At 23.7% G+C, this 19,107-nt stretch carries 36 protein-coding genes; 23 read left to right on the forward strand and 13 right to left on the reverse strand.

All coding sequences use genetic code 4. The features are described 5' to 3' along the window. Positions 1-38 precede the first annotated feature (38 nt). From SDAV_RS11995 to SDAV_RS05655, 13 genes are all read right to left on the reverse strand, one after another. Positions 39-191, reverse strand: a complete 153-nt coding sequence (locus SDAV_RS11995) for a hypothetical protein (RefSeq protein ID WP_186823324.1) — start codon at positions 189-191, stop codon at positions 39-41. Between the two features lie 74 nt (positions 192-265). Next, positions 266-652, reverse strand: a complete 387-nt coding sequence (locus tag SDAV_RS13265) for an ABC-2 transporter permease (RefSeq protein WP_245938301.1) — start codon at positions 650-652, stop codon at positions 266-268. Beyond that, positions 643-906 (reverse strand): hypothetical protein, encoded by a 264-nt coding sequence (locus SDAV_RS13270; protein ID WP_245938302.1) that lies wholly within the window; start codon positions 904-906, stop codon positions 643-645. The genes SDAV_RS13265 and SDAV_RS13270 overlap by 10 nt, the downstream gene beginning before the upstream one ends. A gap of 97 nt (positions 907-1,003) precedes the next feature. Further along, positions 1,004-1,135: a hypothetical protein gene (locus SDAV_RS14040; protein WP_281268770.1), complete on the reverse strand. Its 132-nt coding sequence runs from the start codon at positions 1,133-1,135 to the stop codon at positions 1,004-1,006. Positions 1,136-1,270: 135 nt separating this feature from the next. Continuing rightward, positions 1,271-1,606, reverse strand: a complete 336-nt coding sequence (locus SDAV_RS13275; protein WP_245938303.1) for a YhgE/Pip domain-containing protein — start codon at positions 1,604-1,606, stop codon at positions 1,271-1,273. Positions 1,607-1,698: 92 nt separating this feature from the next. After that, positions 1,699-1,923, reverse strand: coding sequence for a 30S ribosomal protein S18 (rpsR, locus tag SDAV_RS05620; RefSeq protein ID WP_114564870.1), 225 nt, complete (start codon positions 1,921-1,923; stop codon positions 1,699-1,701). Positions 1,924-1,941: 18 nt separating this feature from the next. Continuing rightward, entirely contained in the window at positions 1,942-2,382 is a 441-nt protein-coding gene (locus tag SDAV_RS05625) for a single-stranded DNA-binding protein (RefSeq protein ID WP_114564871.1), read from the reverse strand. A gap of 23 nt (positions 2,383-2,405) precedes the next feature. After that, the gene (gene rpsF / locus SDAV_RS05630) at positions 2,406-2,855 is read right to left on the reverse strand and encodes a 30S ribosomal protein S6 (RefSeq protein WP_114564872.1); all 450 of its coding nucleotides are present in this window, start codon (positions 2,853-2,855) and stop codon (positions 2,406-2,408) included. Between the two features lie 113 nt (positions 2,856-2,968). Beyond that, positions 2,969-3,655: an IspD/TarI family cytidylyltransferase gene (locus SDAV_RS05635; RefSeq protein ID WP_114564873.1), complete on the reverse strand. Its 687-nt coding sequence runs from the start codon at positions 3,653-3,655 to the stop codon at positions 2,969-2,971. Further along, positions 3,656-4,660: a class-II aminoacyl-tRNA synthetase family protein gene (locus SDAV_RS05640; RefSeq protein ID WP_114564874.1), complete on the reverse strand. Its 1,005-nt coding sequence runs from the start codon at positions 4,658-4,660 to the stop codon at positions 3,656-3,658. A gap of 8 nt (positions 4,661-4,668) precedes the next feature. After that, a complete protein-coding gene (gene lysS / locus SDAV_RS05645) occupies positions 4,669-6,171 on the reverse strand; it encodes a lysine--tRNA ligase (protein WP_114564875.1) in 1,503 nt (500 codons plus the stop codon). A gap of 17 nt (positions 6,172-6,188) precedes the next feature. Continuing rightward, entirely contained in the window at positions 6,189-6,878 is a 690-nt protein-coding gene (locus SDAV_RS05650; protein WP_334199353.1) for a tRNA dihydrouridine synthase, read from the reverse strand. Positions 6,879-7,080: 202 nt separating this feature from the next. Next, complete coding sequence (locus SDAV_RS05655; RefSeq protein ID WP_114564876.1) at positions 7,081-7,419, reverse strand: hypothetical protein; 339 nt, start codon at positions 7,417-7,419, stop codon at positions 7,081-7,083. Between the two features lie 528 nt (positions 7,420-7,947). Here SDAV_RS05655 and SDAV_RS05660 point away from each other — a divergent pair. The 23 genes from SDAV_RS05660 (at position 7,948) to SDAV_RS05755 (ending at position 19,107) form a co-directional block, all read left to right on the forward strand. Next, positions 7,948-8,193 (forward strand): hypothetical protein, encoded by a 246-nt coding sequence (locus SDAV_RS05660; RefSeq protein ID WP_105298802.1) that lies wholly within the window; start codon positions 7,948-7,950, stop codon positions 8,191-8,193. 524 nt (positions 8,194-8,717) lie between these two features. Further along, positions 8,718-8,987 (forward strand): hypothetical protein, encoded by a 270-nt coding sequence (locus SDAV_RS05665; RefSeq protein WP_114564125.1) that lies wholly within the window; start codon positions 8,718-8,720, stop codon positions 8,985-8,987. Next, positions 8,980-9,414, forward strand: coding sequence for a DUF3627 domain-containing protein (locus tag SDAV_RS05670; RefSeq protein ID WP_114564124.1), 435 nt, complete (start codon positions 8,980-8,982; stop codon positions 9,412-9,414). The genes SDAV_RS05665 and SDAV_RS05670 overlap by 8 nt, the downstream gene beginning before the upstream one ends. 152 nt (positions 9,415-9,566) lie before the next feature. Continuing rightward, positions 9,567-10,304, forward strand: a complete 738-nt coding sequence (locus tag SDAV_RS05675) for a DNA-methyltransferase (RefSeq protein ID WP_114564877.1) — start codon at positions 9,567-9,569, stop codon at positions 10,302-10,304. A 17-nt stretch (positions 10,305-10,321) separates the two neighbouring features. Next, positions 10,322-10,555 (forward strand): hypothetical protein, encoded by a 234-nt coding sequence (locus SDAV_RS05680; protein WP_114564878.1) that lies wholly within the window; start codon positions 10,322-10,324, stop codon positions 10,553-10,555. Beyond that, on the forward strand, positions 10,524-11,057 hold the full coding sequence (locus tag SDAV_RS05685; RefSeq protein WP_114564879.1) for a hypothetical protein: 534 nt from the start codon (positions 10,524-10,526) through the stop codon (positions 11,055-11,057). The genes SDAV_RS05680 and SDAV_RS05685 overlap by 32 nt, the downstream gene beginning before the upstream one ends. Before the next feature lie 136 nt (positions 11,058-11,193). Continuing rightward, positions 11,194-11,406, forward strand: a complete 213-nt coding sequence (locus tag SDAV_RS05690; RefSeq protein WP_114564880.1) for a hypothetical protein — start codon at positions 11,194-11,196, stop codon at positions 11,404-11,406. After that, positions 11,399-11,557, forward strand: coding sequence for a hypothetical protein (locus SDAV_RS12000; protein ID WP_162475811.1), 159 nt, complete (start codon positions 11,399-11,401; stop codon positions 11,555-11,557). Before SDAV_RS05690 ends, SDAV_RS12000 begins: the two co-directional genes overlap by 8 nt. A 5-nt stretch (positions 11,558-11,562) precedes the next feature. Continuing rightward, positions 11,563-11,709, forward strand: coding sequence for a hypothetical protein (locus SDAV_RS12005; RefSeq protein WP_186823325.1), 147 nt, complete (start codon positions 11,563-11,565; stop codon positions 11,707-11,709). Positions 11,710-11,753: 44 nt separating this feature from the next. Further along, positions 11,754-11,891, forward strand: a complete 138-nt coding sequence (locus SDAV_RS12010; RefSeq protein ID WP_186823326.1) for a hypothetical protein — start codon at positions 11,754-11,756, stop codon at positions 11,889-11,891. Position 11,892: 1 nt separating this feature from the next. Beyond that, the gene (locus SDAV_RS05695; protein WP_114564881.1) at positions 11,893-12,231 is read left to right on the forward strand and encodes a pentapeptide repeat-containing protein; all 339 of its coding nucleotides are present in this window, start codon (positions 11,893-11,895) and stop codon (positions 12,229-12,231) included. Next, positions 12,231-12,599, forward strand: coding sequence for a pentapeptide repeat-containing protein (locus SDAV_RS05700; protein ID WP_114564882.1), 369 nt, complete (start codon positions 12,231-12,233; stop codon positions 12,597-12,599). Before SDAV_RS05695 ends, SDAV_RS05700 begins: the two co-directional genes overlap by 1 nt. Beyond that, positions 12,599-12,805: a hypothetical protein gene (locus tag SDAV_RS05705; RefSeq protein ID WP_114564883.1), complete on the forward strand. Its 207-nt coding sequence runs from the start codon at positions 12,599-12,601 to the stop codon at positions 12,803-12,805. The genes SDAV_RS05700 and SDAV_RS05705 overlap by 1 nt, the downstream gene beginning before the upstream one ends. Before the next feature lie 15 nt (positions 12,806-12,820). After that, entirely contained in the window at positions 12,821-13,108 is a 288-nt protein-coding gene (locus tag SDAV_RS05710; RefSeq protein ID WP_114564884.1) for a hypothetical protein, read from the forward strand. 33 nt (positions 13,109-13,141) lie between these two features. Next, positions 13,142-13,819: a hypothetical protein gene (locus SDAV_RS05715; protein ID WP_114564885.1), complete on the forward strand. Its 678-nt coding sequence runs from the start codon at positions 13,142-13,144 to the stop codon at positions 13,817-13,819. 5 nt (positions 13,820-13,824) lie between these two features. Continuing rightward, positions 13,825-14,544, forward strand: coding sequence for a PD-(D/E)XK nuclease family protein (locus SDAV_RS05720; RefSeq protein WP_053391426.1), 720 nt, complete (start codon positions 13,825-13,827; stop codon positions 14,542-14,544). Between the two features lie 90 nt (positions 14,545-14,634). After that, positions 14,635-15,069 carry a single-stranded DNA-binding protein gene (locus tag SDAV_RS05725; protein ID WP_114564113.1) on the forward strand — a complete coding sequence of 145 codons (435 nt, stop codon included), beginning with the start codon at positions 14,635-14,637 and terminating at the stop codon, positions 15,067-15,069. Beyond that, the gene (locus SDAV_RS05730) at positions 15,060-15,302 is read left to right on the forward strand and encodes a hypothetical protein (RefSeq protein WP_105298834.1); all 243 of its coding nucleotides are present in this window, start codon (positions 15,060-15,062) and stop codon (positions 15,300-15,302) included. Before SDAV_RS05725 ends, SDAV_RS05730 begins: the two co-directional genes overlap by 10 nt. A gap of 119 nt (positions 15,303-15,421) precedes the next feature. Beyond that, on the forward strand, positions 15,422-16,276 hold the full coding sequence (locus tag SDAV_RS05735) for a recombinase RecT (protein ID WP_114564886.1): 855 nt from the start codon (positions 15,422-15,424) through the stop codon (positions 16,274-16,276). Between the two features lie 4 nt (positions 16,277-16,280). Then, positions 16,281-16,634, forward strand: coding sequence for an HNH endonuclease (locus SDAV_RS05740; protein ID WP_071937496.1), 354 nt, complete (start codon positions 16,281-16,283; stop codon positions 16,632-16,634). 12 nt (positions 16,635-16,646) lie between these two features. Further along, positions 16,647-17,759, forward strand: coding sequence for a DNA (cytosine-5-)-methyltransferase (gene dcm, locus SDAV_RS05745; RefSeq protein ID WP_114564887.1), 1,113 nt, complete (start codon positions 16,647-16,649; stop codon positions 17,757-17,759). 17 nt (positions 17,760-17,776) lie between these two features. Next, on the forward strand, positions 17,777-18,346 hold the full coding sequence (locus SDAV_RS05750) for a hypothetical protein (RefSeq protein ID WP_114564888.1): 570 nt from the start codon (positions 17,777-17,779) through the stop codon (positions 18,344-18,346). A 257-nt stretch (positions 18,347-18,603) separates the two neighbouring features. Beyond that, positions 18,604-19,107, forward strand: coding sequence for a hypothetical protein (locus SDAV_RS05755; protein ID WP_114564889.1), 504 nt, complete (start codon positions 18,604-18,606; stop codon positions 19,105-19,107).

Genomic DNA, 19,107 nt, shown 5'->3' on the forward strand with positions numbered 1-19,107 from the left:
TAACAACAAAAGGATAAAATATTTAAAAATAAAATTAATTATTTATGCTGTTTTTTTAATTTCTTTTTCTGTTGTTTTGTCGCTAATTGTGCAAAAACCTCTGCTTTTATTAAAGTTTGTTCTTCTTTTGTCAAATAATTTAATGTACTAGTATTTTTTTTATAATCTTTAACACTATCAATATGATTCATTACTTCATAAATTACTTTTATCTTGAATGTCCCATATTTTATTTTTAAAAAACGATAATAGGTTCCTACTAACCCTATTGTAACAAAAAAAGTGCAAGAATTGTGGTTTGAAGTACTATTGTAATTAACATTAGTAACAATTTTGAAAAATAGTGTTGATATCAACGAGCTATTTTTGTTCGACAAGTACGGTCAAAAATAAATGTTTGCATTAAAACACCAACTCACATTGCAATCGCTATAAAAAATTTACCTAAACCAATTCCATATTCCCCATATTGGTAACCTTGAATATGAACTGGAACTTGAAAAATTGATGAATTTAAATTTGCTCAATCACGAATTACTTGTTGTGCTCTTGCACTATATTTTGGTCAAGTTATATGTTCATCCAAATTAGGAAAAATCTCACGAACAAAGCTATCAATAAATTGTTTCCCTTCGCTTTCAATTACTTCCAATTTTTTTTTAACAATTTCATAATATTGTTGATGTTTTTTTCAACATAGTCTAAGATTACTTTTCCAATTGAAGTATTAGGACCAATAATTAATAAAATTTTTTCTAAATAATTGCTAAAATCACGACCAGTTAAATAATATCTATTAGTTGATTCATCTCATTGCGCAAAAGCTCAGAACATTGAAGTACCTAATACCTCTGGTAAGGCAGAATCAACTAAATCAGTTTTAATTTGGGTAAATGTATATAACACTTGTCCAGGTAAAAAATTTTGTTTATATGTTGATCAAAACTGAGGAATGTTTTCTATTAAATATTCTAAAGTTTTAATAACTTCTGTTGGAATATGATTACCAATAGCACCGCATTAATTTAAAAATATTTTCTGTAAAACCACTATTAACTTGCAATTGAGCCCAATATTTATCAGCTGGTTTAAACATAGTTTCATCACCATACAAATAATTTAATTTAATGGTCATACCATTTTGGTCTAATTATAATGCTTTTGTATTAATATTATAAAATTTATTATTTGTAACAGATAAATTCACCATGCTATCATAACGATATTGCAATTTATAAAGATCTTTATCAATATCTCTATTATTATCAAATTATTCTTGTGCTTTTTCTTGACAAACTGCTAATGTGTCAGAATTAAAATATTCAACAGTTGGCGAAGTTAATAAGTTATTTTCATCAGTTCCTTGTTTCTGAAAAACATAGGCGATACAAGGTGGTCTATCATTGTCAACAATTGCCATAGGAATATTACCAATTTTTGTTAATGGGTTTCAAAAAGCTCAGCAACAAATAAAACCACACAAAAAATGCACAAAGCAAATTAGCATATACTTAATCATATACTTAATTATTTGTAGTCAATTTTTTGCTATTTTTTCTTTTGCATCTTTTCTAAAAACATTAATAAATCTTGGATTTTGTTTCATAATGTCATCCCTTAACTCTTTTTTACTGCCTATGATATATCATATTAATTCTACACGAAAAAAGAAAAAATACTCACAAAAGTAAGTATTTTTTAATCAATAACAAATGGTAATAAAGCCATTTGACGAGCTCTTTTAATTGCTGTTGCTAACATTCTTTGATTTTTAGCAGTTGTTCCTGTTACTCGTTTTGGCAAAATTTGCCCATTACCAGAAATAAATTTTTTTAATAATTCAATATCTTTATAATCAATGTATGTTATTTTATTTTTTGTAAAATAACATTGTTTTTTAAAACGTTTAAATTTTGGATTCATTTTCTTTTTCCTTTCTTTTTAATCTCATAAAATTGCATCATCGCCATCAAAAGTAATATTATTATCATCTTGTGGTTCTGGTTGTTCAAAAGTTGTGTTAGAAAAATCATTAGCAATTGGCATTGATGGACCACCAATGTTAGTAGCAGCACTAGCACCTTTTGAATCTAAAAAAGAAACCATATCAGCAATTACTTGAACAATTGTTGTAACTTGACCATTAACATTATTACTTCTCGTTTGTAAACGTCCATCTAATGCAATTAATGATCCTTTTTTTAAATAACGGGCCATATTTTCTGCCGTTTTATTCCAAGCAAAGCAAGGAATAAACGAAGCTTGGTTATTAAAACTATTATTTACTGCTAATGTAAAAGCAACAAATGGTTTACCATTAACAGAATTTTTTAATTCTAAATCACGGGTTAATCTTCCTACTAATGAAACTCGATTTAACATAACTCTTGCACACTCCTAATTTTTTATTCTTTTGTTTCAGTTGGTGCATTTTCTGGTTTTGCTTCTTCACCTTCTGAACGTTGTTCATGACGTTTATAATCAGTTTTTTTATTCCCTGGTCTACGATCACGGTCTTGTTTATCATTCTTAACTTCTGTTTTTGCATAAACAGTTGATTGAATATATCTTTTTTCTTTTTCTGTATTAATTACTAAAATTCGTAATACATCTTGTTCAATATGACTAATTCGAACAAATTCATCAATGTTTTCTGATGTTGTATTAACAATTAATACTCCATAATATCCTTTTGTTTTCTTTTTAATCGGATATACTAAATCTTTAATTCCTCATTTTCCGTGTTCTTCTATTTTTCCCCCATTAGCTTCTAAAATTTGGTGTAATTTAATTTCTAATTCATCCAAATTAGTTGCTTCGGGATTTAATATATACATAATTTCATATTTACGCATTTTATTTTCCTCCTTTTGGTCTAGGTCCTATTCGGACAAGGAGCTAATAATTATAATTCAAGCACTATTAACTCACAAACTATTATACCTTATATTCCCTTTAATTGTAAGCGTTATTTTAATAATTTTAATAATTTTAAATCATCAACATAAGTTAATTTAATGTTTTGTTTTTCACCATAAATTGTATGAATTTTTGTTTCTGGTGAAAATAACTCTACTAAATAACTATCATCATAAATTATTGTTCTATTTTTAGTTTGAAAATATCTGTCATAAACTTGATATAATAATCTTGCTTTAAAAACTTGTGGCGTCTGAATTGTAAAATATTCTTCTCGAGGTAATGTTTTTTCAATAAAATTATTTTTAACTTTTTTAAGGGTTTCAGTAATTGGTAAAATTGGAATTAGCACTTCATAATTTTTTTGTTGAAAAACTTGATTTAATTGATTAATAAAAGTTAAACTAGTAAAACAACGCACACCATCATGAATCATTATAATTTTATTACTAATTTTATGATTAATTAAACATTGATAAATCGTATCAACTCGTTCTATGCCACCCATAATAAATTGGATATTTTTTGCTTGGTAATTTTTTTTCAATAAAAAAGTTAAAATTTCTTCATTAACACCAACAATAATTTCTGTACAAAGTGGATCACTTAAAAATAACATTAATGTTTGTTCAATAATAGTTTGTTTATTATCAAGTTGATATAGCAACTTATTGTCCTTCTGATTAAAACGTGATGACTTCCCAGCTGCCACAATTATTCCCGTATAATTTTTCATTTATAAAATTTCAATTCCATTTTTCTTAACATATTCTAAAAAATCATCACTTCAAACCGAAGCAATAACTTCACCAATATGTTGTTTTTCTAATAAAAATAAATCTAATTGTGACTTAAAAAGTCCGAACGAAAGTGTCACTGGTAAGTCATTTGTTGCTACTTTTGCATCATATTCTGTTCTTAATTTACTTGTTTCTTTTGTTACTGCTAATTGACTTTTTAAAACATCACGATTAACATTAGCAGCACAATAACCAATACAAGTAGCTTTTTCTAACACAAAATCATAAACAAAAATTTTCGCATAGAGTTCCCAATTAAAAACATCTTGCGATTCACTAATTTCAATCGTATTATTAGTAATACTATTTTTTAAACCATAGAGGATTGTAGCACCATTTTCTCTTGTATAGCGGTTCAAGCGTTCTTGATAACTTAATAATCGCATTGCTTTTTGTAATTCAATTTGACTTGTTCAATTTAATTTTTTCTTAAATTTCTTATTTAATTGCGGAAATTTTAATAATAAAATGTCTTCTACATCACTAACAATATTAGTTGCTTTATCAATTGTTTGTTTAATTTTTAATAATGTAATGTCTTTTTCTTCTAATAATAAATCAAATCCAATTTCGCTAAAACTTACTGCTTGGCTATTTGATTGCTTAATATCACGACGCAAAACAATTGCCGTTGTTAAAATTCCTTCGTTTTCTAACAATTCATATTGTTTAATTGCATTTCGTCGCCATTTATTGTGTGACTGTAATATTTCACCAACCAAATTAGTTGGTGAAATATCAAAATCAATTGGCCGTTCTGTCATTCGAAAATCATCATTAAACCCTTTTTCTTCTGTAGTAATTAAAGGCGCATCAACTTTTAATAAATTAAATTGAATAATAAAACGACAAACTAATTCACGTTTAATTAAACTAATTGCTTCTACTGTTTCACGTAATGTTAAAATTGAACTATAACCAATTTCAATACCAAATGCCATACAATCACCTATTTTCCTCTTGGTCGCATGTGGGGAAATAATAATACATCTTTAATTGAATCTTGTCCTGTTAATAACATAACTAGGCGATCAATTCCAATTCCTAAACCACCTGTTGGTGGCATTCCATATTCCAATGCTTCAATAAAATCAATATCTAATTCTTGTGCTTCATCATTACCATTATCACGTTCTGCTAATTGACTAACAAAACGCTCATATTGTTCAACTGGATTGTTTAATTCTGAATAAGCATTTGCATATTCACGCCCTTTAATAAATAATTCAAATCGATCAGTAAATCTTGGATCTTCTGCATTTGTTTTTGCCAATGGAGAAACTTCAACGGGATGACCATAAATAAATGTTGGTTGAATTAATTTATCTTCCACAAATTCTTCAAAAAACAAATTAATAATATGTCCAACAGAAGTATGAAATTTTTCAATTGGTAGTTTTTTTTCTTTTGAAATTTTCTTTGCTTCATCAAAAGTCATTGGTTTTCAAAAATCAATTCCCACTAACTCTTTAATTGCATCAACCATATGTAAACGTTTTCATGGCTGTTTGAATGAAATCATTACTCCATCGTATTTTGTTTCATCTTTATTTAAAATGTTTTTTGCAATGTAGCAGATAGTATCCTCTGTTAATTGCATCATAAAATTCATATCTTGATATGCAACATAAATTTCAACTGTTGTAAACTCTGGATTATGGCGTGTATCCATTCCTTCATTTCTAAATAATCGCCCTATTTCATAAACTCCCTCAAAGCCACCAACAATTAACCGTTTTAGAGGTAATTCTGTTGCTACTCGTAGATAAAAATTCATATCTAATGTATTATGATGAGTTATAAATGGTTTTGCCACTGCGCCACCATGAATAGGCTGTAAAACAGGTGTTTCAACTTCTAAATATCCCTTACTATTAAAAAAATCTCGCATTAAAGCAATAATCTTACTACGCTTAATAAAAATATCTTTTGTTTCCGCTGATGTAATTAAATCAACATAACGACGACGATATTTTTCTTCAATATCAGTCATTCCATGATATTTGTCAGGTAATGCACGCAATGCTTTTGCTAATAAAACAAATTCTTTAACTCGCACTGTTAATTCCCCAGTGTTTGTTTTCATCATTATTCCAGTAATTCCGATAATATCTCCTAAATCAAAATTAATAAATTCTTGATATTTTTCATCACAAACTTCATCATTTCGAACATAAATTTGAAAAATTCCATTTTGATCTTGTAACGTTACAAAACTAACTTTTCCTGCTTCGCGAAATGTTTTAATTCGACCCGCAATTTTAACTATTATATTATCACTACTTGTGACTAATTCCTCTTTTGATAAATGATTAAATTGTTCATTAAGTTCTTTACTTGTATGTGTTCGGTCAAACTTGGCAATTACAAAAGGATTATGCCCATCGTTAACCATTGTTTTTAATTTATCACGTCTAATTTGCTCTTGTTCTGTAAAATTACGTTTCTCCATTTTAATTCTCCTTTTTACTATTTAGCAACACTAATATTACTATTATAATAGGCAATATATTCATTAACAAGCATTTTTAACTCAAATATTGTATTTATTTGCGTTGCCCGAATTTTATAATTAGTAGCTTCTGGCTTTCCTTTAAAATAAAAGGCTAAATTTTTCCGCATTTCACTTGCTGCAATTCGTTCTCCCTTTAAATTTAATAATAATTCTTCATGGCGGAAAATAATATTCCGCCATTCATCTAATGGTGGTTGCTCAATTTTTTCACCAGTATCTAAAAAATGTTGAATCTGTTTAAATACTCATGGATTGCCTTGTGTTCCTCGTGCTAACATAATTGCATCACAACCAGTCTCTTTTAACATTTGTTTTGCATCTTCACAAGTAAAAACATCACCATTACCAATTACTGGAATTGCAACATTTTCTTTTACTTTCCTAATTCAATTTCAATCAGCTTTTCCAGAATAAAATTGTTTTAGTGTTCGAGCATGAACTGCAATTTCTTGTGCTCCTGCTTGTTCACAATATTTTGCAATTTCAACACAATTAATATTCTCTTCATCTCAGCCAATTCGAATTTTAACAGTTACTGGTTTAGTAACATTTTCAACCACTGCCTTAACAACTTCATAAACGCGTTGAGGATGTTTTAATAAATATGACCCTGCTTGTGACTTAATTGCAATTTTTGGTAGTATTCATTATTCTTAGGTTTTTAATAAAATTAAGTAATTAGAAACAAATTAAGTTTCGCTTATGACTTAAATGATAACAAAATTTATAAAAAATTCAACTTTTTAAAAAAAATAATTTTTAATTAAATAAATAATTTTATAAAATTATGAATTTTGCAACAATAAAAAGTGCTTTTTAAAGTTATTACTAATTTTAAAAAGTTTTTTATAAAGATAAAAATTGGTTTTGTCTTTTATTTAAATAAAAAATATTAAATTTAATTTTTTCTTTATTTTGAATATTTTTTTCAATTTTAACTTCATTAATTTTGCTATTAAGTCTTAACATTGAAGCAATTAACATATTATTAAATGTTTCTTTACAATATATTTTTGCACCACGACCTTTAACAGCCTTAATATAATGTGAAACATCGCCCTCCATATGACAACCAATATTATATTTTAATGCTTGATTTTCAATACCATCTTTATTATTTTTAATTAATTCAATAGTTTCTAATAAAAATTTCTTTTGTTGTCAATAACATAGGGTAAATAACAAATTAAAAAATCTAATAAGGCTTCATAATTTCCAATAAAAAAATATATTTTTGCTATTTTATATTTTAATCTATGAATTTTGGACTGTATAAAAAAAAGTAGGGTATAAAAATATAAAGAAATTAAATAAGAATAATTAAAACCATTTACTAAAATGGTTTTTTTATTTTAAAAAACCTAAAATAACTAATTGATTCAAAACAAGGACAGCATCTTTAAATATTTATAATTTTTAAAATAATAAAAAAGTTGTTTCCTTTCAGAAAAAACCATATTAAATTAAGAAATTAGTAAATAATTCATATATCTACTTAGTAAAGGTGTTGTCCTTGTTTTGTTTCACTTAGTTATATTAATAAATCAATCGTTAAATATTAGAATGGAGAAACTAAAAATGGAAAAAATCAACATTATGATTAAATGCAGTAAATGCGGAATGCCAAAGCGAATTCATAAAGTTAAACATCGCGGAAAAACAGAATGATTTGAAGATATTTATTATGGTTAATATTAAATTTGATTTATAAAAATGAAAATTATTAAACAACAAAAAATATGTGATGTTATTAATTGTTATAAATTATCATCATTTATCACCGAAGAATTTGAAACAAATAAAATTTTATGAACTTGTGAAAATCACAAAGTTTTATTAAATCAAATTAAGTATATAAACAAAGAAAAAATTTGACTTTATAATAATTTGGAAAATTCAAGGATAGAAGTTGATTGAAAAACTGGGTATTTAAAAATCTTTTTTAGTAAAATTAAATAATTCTAATATAACAAGATGAATAACTCATCTATGGCACACTAGTTATGTTATTTGATTTATTAATTTTAATTTTATATTTCTTTTATTAAACTTGTTAATAGTATTTTTCAGTGTGCCAATTTTTACTATTTTATATTTTTAATAATGTTAATAACAATGTTTATTAAACAATAAATAAACAATAGATAAACAATATAAAAACATTAAAAAAAACAATAGATAAACATTAAATATAACAATGTTTATTAAACAATAAATAAACAATAGATAAACAATATAAAAACATTAAAAAAAACAATAGATAAACATTAAATATAACAATGTTTATTAAACAATAAATAAACAATAGATAAACAATATAAAAACATTAAAAAAAACAATAGATAAACATTAAATATAACAATGTTTATTAAACAATAAATAAACAATAGATAAACAATATAAAAACATTAAAAAAAACAATAGATAAACATTAAATATAACAATGTTTATTAAACAAATATTTAGTTAGGAGGTTTTAACTAATGAAAAAACAAAATAAAAAACAGTTTATTATTAATAATTTATTATATTCTTTTGTATATTTTTTATCTTTAATTAGTTTTATTTTAATTATTTTCGGTTTTATTTCAAATAAAAGAACAATATACGATATTTTATTTCTTTCTTTACATTTATTTTTATTATTTATTATTTTATTTTATGAAGTTAAAAAGCATATATCACAAATTAAAGAATTTAAAAGAACAATAGAAGAAAGTAAAAAAAAGAAAGATTTTGATAAAATTGATTAATTTTGTTAAGAAAAATAAGAATATAGAAAATTGTTTTATTAGTAAGAATTTTATATCTTTTGCAACAGAAAAAGCAAGTTTTATAAATTTACCTAATCATAATCGTCATATTGGTTTTTGATTGAGTAATAAGTTTATTTATCAGAGTGAAAAAAATTGTAATCAAGTAGCAATCGGTTTAATTTATGATAATTCTTATCCTATTCTAAAATATGATGAAAATTTAAAGCGTAATATTTGAAAGAGTTTAACTGGAACGGAATTAATTAATTTATATAATCAATATAAACAAAATTACTCTACTAATATGAAAAAAGCATTATTTTCAAGTGAACCTAAAAAAGTAAAAACAAATAAAAATAATTTAACAAATTTAAGTGTTGAAAAAAAAGAACAATTAATTAAAGACTTAAAAAGTTTAAATTAAAATATTCCCAAAAAAGTTTTAAATAATATACAAAGTTTTAAGATTATATATTAAATAGACATAACATATAAAGCTCACTGCATATTTTAAAACACAATAGTATAGTGCCTGCGTTCACCTTTAAAGTGAAGCGAAAGGCAAAGGGTGAAAAAATGTTTAAAACAAATTTAGGAAAATTAATAAATGGAGATGCTTTGGAATTTATAAAGACATTAGAAAACGATAGCGTTGATTTAATATTAACTGATCCGCCCTATTTATATAATTTATCAAAAAGAGAAAACGAACAAAAAAATGAAAAAAGCAATATAACCAAAAGCATAAATAAATATATTAATGCTATTTATGATAATAATTTGCATAATTCATTTGATATAAATACTTATTTAGATGAGTTTTATCGAATTTCAAAAACTAAATTTATGTTAATTTGAATGAATAGATGACAAATTAAAGATTATTTAGATTGAGTTTATAAAAATAATATGAATTTTGATTTTTATTTGTGAGAAAAAACAAACCCAATGCCAACTAATAATTTTATTTTGCAAGATAAAGAATATTGTATGATTATTTACTCTAAAAAACACCAAATTCCAAATTATCAAAATAACTATGAAAATAAAAAAACAATATTTAAAAATTCAACAGGATCAGCTTATAAAATAACAGAACACCCAACAGAAAAACCATTATATATATTTAATCGATTAATTAGTAAATATAGTAAAGAAAATGATGTAATTTTAGATTGTTTTCTAGGTAGTGGTACAACGGCTTATGCTTGTGAACAGTTAAAACGAAAGTGATTGGGTTGTGAAATAAATAATGAATATTACAAAATAATTAAAAAAAGATTAAAAAATATTCAGTTTAAATTTGAATTTTAAGAGAAAGGAAAGAAAAAATGAATATTGCTTCAATTTTGGCTAAGTTAGAAAAAATAGAATTAGAACAACAAAAACAAAAACTTTATTTAATTGCATTATCTAATTGTGGTTTGTCTGACTTACAAAAAACAGAATTATTAAACAACATTAATTTAATTGATGAAGAATATAAACAAAAACAAAAAGATAAACGACAAGCTAAAAAATTGGGCCTTAGTTATGCTAAATATAAAAAAATGCAAAAACAATAATTATTTTTTATTAATTAAAAACATAAATTATATAGCAGTTTTAATTGCGATGATGGTTGTATTATCCCAAGTAATGCGAATACAAATTATTTTAAGAACATCAATTCCATTATTTTTAATTCCAGTTTTTATTAGTACTTTTATTTTAAATTGATATTGATGTTTATTTATTGGTTTTGTTGGTCATTTATTAGTTGATTTATCATTATGAGGTTTTACGCTAGGATCATTATGTTGAAATTTAGGAACTGGTTTATTAGCAATTTTATTAAGGATTATTTATTTAATAAAATGTCATAATTTCTGAAAAATTATCCTACTATTATTAATAAATTTAATAATTTATTTTCCAATCGATTTTATACTTTTTTGATTAAATCTTGGAATTTTAAATATAGAACAAATAATAATCGGAGTTTTAATTGTAAACACAATATGCTTACCAACTTTTTATTTATTAAGTATCAAAATAATAAAAAAAATTAACCAAAGAAATTTTTAAGGAGGTAAAGATGAAAAAGTTAAATAAAAAAACTATCAACAAAATAAATGAATTAATGCTTAGAAGTTATCCAGTTTCAAAAGATCAAATTACTGATGAACATTGAGCATTAGGTAAAAAGAATTAGGAGAAAAAAATGGCAAGTTATAAACATTGTAATCAATGTAGAAGAATATACCTTCCTAGTGATTATGAAATTAAAAATAAACCCTTAGAAACTTTAAAAAAAATTAAAATACATGGTCATTTTGAAATGACATTTAAATTTAATAGTTATTGTGGCATTACGGAACATAGACATAGTGGCATAACTATAAAAGAATATTCGGAGGAGTTAAATTATGACTAAAAAATACTTATTAATTATTAAAAATGAATATTTAACTACTTATGCTTATTACACACTAGAAGAAGCAAAAGTACGAGAAAAAATTGAAAATAATAATTATGGCTTATCAACGGCAATTATTGATTTAAAAGATATTGAATGAAAAAGGTAAATAATATGGAAAAAATAAAAAGAAATATTGCTAAATTATTAATTTCAATAAATGATGGTGAATTTGATGGATATGGGCAAAATACTATGAAGCAAATGATTTATGTTGAATTAGAAAAAATTTTTAATCAAATTAATAAAGAAAGTTTTTAAAATGCGAAATATGCAAAAAATTACAATTAAAGGATGGGAATAATGTGTGAAAAGATGAAGATGGCAATGTTTACACAGAAGAAGGTTTATTTAATGAAGCATTAGAAGAATGTCATTCAGAAGAAAGTGCTTATGAGTATATTGATACATTAATTGAAGAAAAGAATTTGGAGGAATTATAAAATGAAGAAATTACAAGATTTAATTAAAGATTTAACAGGAATAACTGTTGAAGAACAAAAAATAAATGAATATTTAGAAAATGAAGCATTAGATTTACGAGGTGCTAAATTAATAGATGCTGATTTACAAGGTGCTAAATTAATAGGTGCTGATTTACAAGGTGCTAAATTAATAGGTGCTGATTTATATCGTGCTGATTTAGAAGATGCTAATTTATATAGTGCTAATTTACAAGGTGCTTATTTAGAGGGTGTTAATTTAGAAAATGCTTATTTAGAAGATATTAAAATTACAAAAAAACAATTAGAACAATTAATTATTATTGAGGAGAATGAATAATGAAAACATTACAAAATTTAATTAAAGATTTAACAGATATTACTGTTGAAGAACAAAAAATAAATGAATATTTAGAAAATGAAGCATTAGATTTACGAGGTGCTGATTTAAAAGAAGCTGATTTACAAGGTGCTTGTTTAGAATATGCTGATTTAAAAGATGCTTGTTTAGAATATGCTGATTTACAAGGTGCTTGTTTACAAGGCACTAATTTACATCACTCTAATTTAGAATATGCTGATTTATCTTGTACTAATTTAAAAGATGCTTGTTTAGAATATGCTGATTTACAAGGTGCTAATTTAAAAGGTATTAAAATTACAAAAGAACAATTAGACCAATTAACTGTTATTGGGGAGGATAAATAATGGGAAAAAGAAAATATTGTGAAGATTGTCAAGAAGACGGATTAAATATTCCTTATGATGGTTATTATTGGTCTTTTTCAGATGAAAGATATACACAAAAAGAAATTGATTTTATTGTTAGCGAATGTTCTGCTAGAGAATTAAGACAAAATTTTAAAGCTAAATTGCATTATGTATGTGCTAGTTGCCTTATTTCATATTGCTAGTGAGGAGAATGAATAATGAATGTAACAGAAACAATTAAATTTAACAAACTTAAAGCAGAAAATGAAAAACTTAAAAATAAACTTGATGAATTAAAGCAATTTCAATTAAAGAAAAGTGATATAACTTTACACTATATTGAATGTAATGAATGTGAAACAGAGGAGTTTTGCGATGATAATAATTTATTTAAAGTAGTTAATGAATTTGAACATGATGAATATTGTTCAGATTATGGAAATATATTAAATTTAGATATTAGATGTATTATTGAATATAAAAAATATGAAAGTTTAGAGGAATAATTATGACAAATTACCTAGTAAGGAGGATAAATAATGAATGTAATAAAAAGCGAAAATCAAATAAATCAAATTATTAAAACAAATAAAGATTTAGATGATTTTAAAAATAAAGATGAATTTATTATCTCAACATTAAAAAAATGTGTGGCAAATAATTTATTATTTTTAAAAAATATTGATAATGATTTAAAAAATTTGAATAATTTAATTAAAAATATTAACAATTTTCAAGTTAATAACAAAAGTGATGCAGATTATGGTACTGAATTAAAAGTATTATTAAAATCTACAATTAAAAAAATAATAACTCCAATTGTTAATAATCGATCAGAACTTAAAATAATTGATAGTTTGTATAGATACATTACTAAATCTTTTGAAAAATTAGAAACAGATGTTATTCAAATTGAAATATTGACTAAACAAATTAATTGAATGAATGCGGCTGAAAATCAATTAAAAGAATTAAATAATAATAAAGAAAATAATTTAATTTCTGAAATTTTGAATAAAGAAGACATAAAAGTTAAAGGTTTAAAAACAAGATGAGATTTAAAAATAAATATTATTGATATTGAAAAAGTGCCAGAAAAATTTATTATTAAAACTATTGATGAAGAAGCGATTAAAAAAGCAATTAAAGAAAATAATAATGAAATTCCAAATATTAATGGTTTAGAAATATTATATGAAAAGAAACATCATTTTTAAAGATAATGCAATTTATTAGTAATAATATTAAATTAAAATATAATGTAAATTTTGAAAAAGATAACCATTCTTATTTTATAGATAATATTATTTTCCCCAGCATTACCGCTATTATTAGTTATTTTAATAATACTGAAATTCAATATGATAAATTAATGAAAAATAATGAACTTTTTAAAAAAGCAACAGAAAGAGGAAAAATTATTCATGAGTTTATTTCACGGATTTTATATGATGCAATTTTCCAAACAGAAAATAGAAAAGATTATAAAACAATTATTAAAAATAGTAAAAAAATATCAACAATAAAAGAAAGTTTAAAAATAATTGAGTTATTCTATAATTTTTTTAATAGAATAAAAAACGATTTTATTAAATCAATTATTATGTTTGAAATACCCTTATCAGACGGAAAAGTGTGTGGCACTCCCGATTTAATTTATTATGAAAATAACAAAGCTATTGTTGTTGATTTTAAAACTTGAAAATACTTTAATGCTGAAAAAATTAATAAAGCAAAAATACAAATTACAGCATATAATTATTTACTTGAAAAAAATAATATTTTTACTAGTAATATTGGTGAAATTTGAATAATTAACGAAAATGGCGTTAATATAAATCGTTTCAATATTACCAATCAATTAAAGTTAGAATGACAAGAAATAATGCATACATTTTTAAAAAATAATTCTAATAAGGAGAAAAGAAACTATGAAAATTAAAAAATATTGTCCCAAATTAAAATATTGAGGTTATTGCTTTAAATGCAACAAAGAAAATAAAAAACCAAAACACTAGAAAGGAATATTAGTATGAATCAATTTATTGCCATTGGTAGAACAACAAAAGATATTGAAATTAAAAGAACACAAAATGGTAAAGAATATGCCATGTTTCAATTAGCAGTAACAAGACCACATTCAACCCAAAAAGAAACTGATTTTATTCCTTGTCAAGTTTGAAATAAACAAGCAAGTGTATTACAACAATATTGTCAAAAAGGTAGTCAAATTGCAATTACAGGTATTTTACAATCTTTTAAAGACAAAGAAAATAAAACACAGTGAACGGTAAGAGTTTATAGTTGTCAATTTTTACAAACTAATAATAATTTAAAAAATAGCACACCGCCCATAACACCCACAAAAATAAATCAGACCCAATCAGCAACAAGAAATATTCGTTTAGAAGAAATAGAAGCAAATAAATCATTTGAAAATAATGATGATGCGATTTTATGAGATTAAATATGGAAACTAATAAATATATTTTATGTTATCGTTCTGAAAAAGGTAAACGACCATGTAAAACTCCTCTTGGTGAATATATAACTGGTATTGATGTTGAAGATGTCAATATTAATTCAACTTGGGAATGAGAATATTTTAAAAAAAATTATGGTGAAAATAATTTAGTTATTTGTAAAGATGATAAGTTAGATCTAATTTTAGAAAGAAAAAAATATAATGAAAAAATGTAATAAATATCGTAATCATTTTTTAAAATGTAAAAATATAAAATTATGCTTTTTTACAAAATTACATAAATATAATTGCTATTTGTGTTATTTGTGAAAAATAAAAAAGGAGAAAAAATAAAATGAATAATAAAATTGAATTAATATTAAATAATTCAAAAGTTAATAATTGAATTAATGAAAAATTAACAAATCAGAAAGAAATTAATTTATTTCGTAAAAATATCTTAACAATTTATAATAATAATCCCAATTTATTTGATAAAGAAAAAATAAATTTAATGAGTGTTTTATCTGCTTGTGTAAAAGCAATGTTATTAGATTTACCGTTAGATCCTAACTTAGGATATGCCTATATTGTTCCATATAATGGAAAAGGACAGTTGCAAATTGGTTATAAGGGTTATATTCAGTTAGCAATCCGAACAGGAAAATATTTAACAATAAACGCAATAGAAGTAAAACAAGGTGAATTATTAAATTTTGATGAATTAGAACAAGAATACAATTTTAAATGAATAACCAACGAAAATGAGCGAACAAAAAAAGAAACAATCGGATATGTTGCGTTTTTTAAACTACTAAATGGTTATAAAAAAACTTTATATTGAAGTAAAGAAAAATGCGAAAATCATTTTAAAACATATTCTAAGAATTATCAAACTTACGGAAAATTTACGGCTGGAAGTTATGAGGGAATGGCACTTAAAACAGTATTAACCCAACTTTTAAGAAAATGAGGTATTATGTCAGTTGAAATGCAAGAAGCCTATCAACATGATCAAGCAATAATTATTAATAACAGCAAAGAGTTTAGTGATAATCCTAACATAAAAAATAAAGAAGATAACAATGTTATTGAATTAAATAACAAAAAAGATGAATTAAATCTAAATTTAGAACAAGAATTTAGCAGTAATGAAATAAATGATGATGAAGAAATTGCTAAAGCTGTTAATGAAATGTTTTCTGATTAATAAAATGAAAAATAATTGAAAAGATTATGATAAAAATCGTCCAATTAGACATAAATTTTATCGCAATAAAAAATGAGTAAAAATAAGAAACGATTATTTTAATAGCAAAATGGGAATATGTGAACGATGTTATCAAAAAAGATATATAGTTAATGGCGTTATTGTTCATCACAAAGAATATATTACCGATCAAGATTTTATTAATTGAAACATTGATAAACTTTTTGCTTGAAAAAATTTAGAACTATTATGTATGAAATGCCACAATAAAGAACACAAAACCGAAAAAGGATATCGCGATAATGTCATAATTGACGAAAAAACTGGCAAAGTAAAAATAATCGATAAAGAAGAATAAAAAGAGGTTATTATGATTAAAGTAATAGAATTATTTGCTGGAATTGGAAGTCAAAGAAAAGCATTAGAAAATATTGAAATTAAACATAAGATAGTTGCTATTTGTGATAATGATAAATATGCTGAAAAATCATATCGAGCAATTTTTAATGATTATGACACACCAAATTTAGGTGATATTACCAAATTAGAAACTTTACCGTATGCCGATTTAATAACTTGATCATTTCCATGTCAAGACATATCAAACGCCAATAATAATGGACAAGGATTAAATGGTAATAGAAGTGGTTTAGCTTACAAAGTTGTTGATTTAATAAAAACAATGCCAATAAAACCTCAATATCTTTTAATGGAAAATGTGCCAAATTTATTAAGTAAAAAGTTTTTTGTTGGATTTCAAAATCTACAAAATCAACTTAATAAATTAGGATATCATAATCAATATTTTACAATGAATGCCAAGGATTATGGAATTCCCCAAAATAGAAAAAGATTGTTTATGATATCAACATTAAAGCAAGATTTTAAATTTCAATATCCCCAACCTTGTAATTTAAAATTTTTAGTAAAAGATATTTTAGAAAACAATGTAAATGAAAAATATTTTATTAGACAAGAATCAATGAAAAAAGCAATTGAAAACAATAAACTTAAAATCATTCAACAATGTTCTTATACAATTACAACAAAACAAATGCGATGAGGAAACGCAGGAATTATTGCAATTCCAACAATTAAGGATTATGGTAATTTTATTGTTTTACCACGAGCAAAAGATGGTTTGCTAATTAATGGATCATATAATCGGTTTTGAAAAACAGAAAATAATTATATAGGAACAATCGCAGCAAGTAATGTCAATAAAATTATGATTGATAATAAAATACAAAATCAATATACTAATAAAATATTATCTTTTTTAATTGATGAAAAAGAATACTTTTTACGAGTATTAACTCCAAGAGAATGTTGATTATTAATGGGGTTTAGTAATAAAGACTTTGATAAAGCAAGCAAAGTTGTTTCAGAAACACAACTTTATAAACAAGCTGGTAATAGCATTGTGATTAATGTATTAGAAAAGATTTTTATAAAAATGTTTAAAACAGAAAAGAAAAATTAACAAAGGAGAAAATACAAATGAAAAAAGTAAATAAAGAAATAAAACCTTTTATTAAATCAAATTTAGAACCAATAATAATAGATGATGATTATTTGGGAATATTAAATACAATTTATGAACTAGGAAAAAGGTTAAAAGAACTTCCTAATTGCTATCGTGGGAAAAGAGAAAATACAATTAGAGATTTTATTTTATTAATTCTTTCTTTAAATTTTAAAGTATTTGTGATTTCCGAGTCATTTAATAGAGGTGGGAAAACAAATATAATGCTTAAATATAATAATGAAAATGTTTTTATAATTGAATGTAAGTTTTGAAAAGGAGAAAAAAACTTTTTAGAAGCAATAGATCAATTACAAGGTTATTTAACTTGAAGAGATACAAAAACGGCTTTAATTATTTTTGTAAAAGAAAATAATATATCATCAATTATAAATAAAATAAGAACTAAAATAATTCAAAAACATAAAAGTTTTATTAAAGAATGTAATTTTTTAAATGATTCTTGTATTATCTATGATTTTTCATTTAAACAAGATACAGAAAAGAAGTTTAAATTAGCAGTTTTATTTTATCATTTAGTATAATAATAATTTAAAACAACAAAATTAATTGTTGTTTTTTATTTGACAAATAATTTTAATGACGGTATCATCACGGTGTAATTAGTTATATAAATATTAATTTTATTTTACTTATATACCCCCCTATAAGTCCTTTAAAATAAGGACTTTTTGGGTTCCGATGTGGTGGGGTTCCGTGTACACTTTTTTTAATTTTGAAAAAAACCGCACTTTTATACTAAAAATAATAAAAAACCCCGTAAATAAAGGAGTTTTTATAAATGAATGAGTTAAAAAATAACAAAAAACAAGCAAAAAATAGCCAAAATTTAACAAAAAATGCCCCTTTTTTGACAAAAAATGAAAGCATTTTAACAAAAGAAAACAATAACTTAAACCAACAAAAAAACCTTTTAAATTGAGAAAAAGATAAAGAAAAATTAATAAATAAATATAAACGATTTTTAAAAGAAAAAAATGTTATTTTAGATATTATTAAACTTGATTTTTTAGAAGAATTTTGTACCCTTAAATTAACTTTAAATAACATTAATAATGAAATCCAAACCTTAATTAATGACGGTAAATTATTTTCTGAAACCGATAATAATCGCGGAAAACCAAAAGAAGTAAGACACCCCGCTTTAATTTCTTATGGACAAGCATATAAAGATTATAAAGCTGGATATGAAATAATAGAACAATGAATAAAAATAGCTAATCAAAAAGATAATTCCGATACTTTTAATTTTAATAATTTATATGATAATTCAGAGGAAAAATAA

Source organism: Spiroplasma phoeniceum P40 (assembly GCF_003339775.1).
Taxonomy (GTDB): domain Bacteria; phylum Bacillota_I; class Bacilli_A; order Mycoplasmatales; family Mycoplasmataceae; genus Spiroplasma; species Spiroplasma phoeniceum.